1 protein-coding gene is annotated in these 877 nt (G+C 43.0%); it reads left to right on the top strand.

All coding sequences use genetic code 11. The annotated features are described in order from the left end of the window. Positions 1-277 precede the first annotated feature (277 nt). Positions 278-703, top strand: a complete 426-nt coding sequence (locus ABCW45_RS17725) for a PPC domain-containing DNA-binding protein (protein ID WP_343221295.1) — start codon at positions 278-280, stop codon at positions 701-703. The last annotated feature ends 174 nt before the right edge of the window (positions 704-877 follow it).

Here is an 877-nt window from a genome sequence, read left to right as displayed (position 1 = left end):
AAAGAAAAGGTTCGTAGTTAGCATGCGTCCAATTCAGTATCTGGAAGAACTTTTAGAAGCTTAAAAATAGCTGAAAACAGAATTGGTGGTAGACAATCATTCATGCGTTTGTCGTGGTTGTAAGCTCTGTGGGTGTTGCGTGTATACAAAATTTGTCTTATAATAGAAGACAGACCATAAAAAATGAATGTTGTTTTGCACACTGGAAAACACAATCCTGCAGCAGGGCGAAGGTCTGCAGGCAGGGCGGTGCAGGTGCGCATAGAAGGAGGTAACGATGGAATACCGCAGATTTGGAAATACGATCGTAGCAAGGATCGATCAGGGTGAGGATGTTCTGGAGAAGATGAAACGCATCGCGATGCTCGAGGATGTGAAACTTGCGAGCGTCAGCGCATTAGGTACATTTTCTTCCATGACCGTAGGAATTTATGATCTGGAAAAGCGTCAGTTTATGGGAAATGATTTCGAGGGAATGTTTGAAATCGTTTCTTTCACAGGAACCATCAACACGATGGACGGCAAGTATTACAGCCACATCCACGCGGCGGCAGCCGACGCGAAGGGCAATGTGTACGGCGGGCATTTAAGTCATGGCATTATCGGAGCGACCTGCGAGATGGTGATTACGGTGATTGACGGAGTTGTGGATCGTGTAAAAGATGAGGAGACAGGACTCAATGTCTTTAACTTTAAGTGTTAAAGTGCAGAAAGGTAACTGCTCAGCAGGTCTGCGCGTAACTGTGAAGGTACTGAATCAATGTCACTTAGTTAAGCTTTTTACAAATTAATGGATTTGTGTGCATCTAGCGTGAAAAGGATGTGGTAAACAAAAAAGATTAAAACAATCTTCGTTCAAAAAAATCATATAAATATC

It is taken from the genome of Pilosibacter fragilis (assembly GCF_032490495.1).
Taxonomy (GTDB): domain Bacteria; phylum Bacillota; class Clostridia; order Lachnospirales; family Lachnospiraceae; genus Pilosibacter; species Pilosibacter fragilis.
The sequence above is the reverse complement of the archived record's forward strand: the minus strand, read 5'-3'. Positions and strand labels throughout refer to the sequence as shown.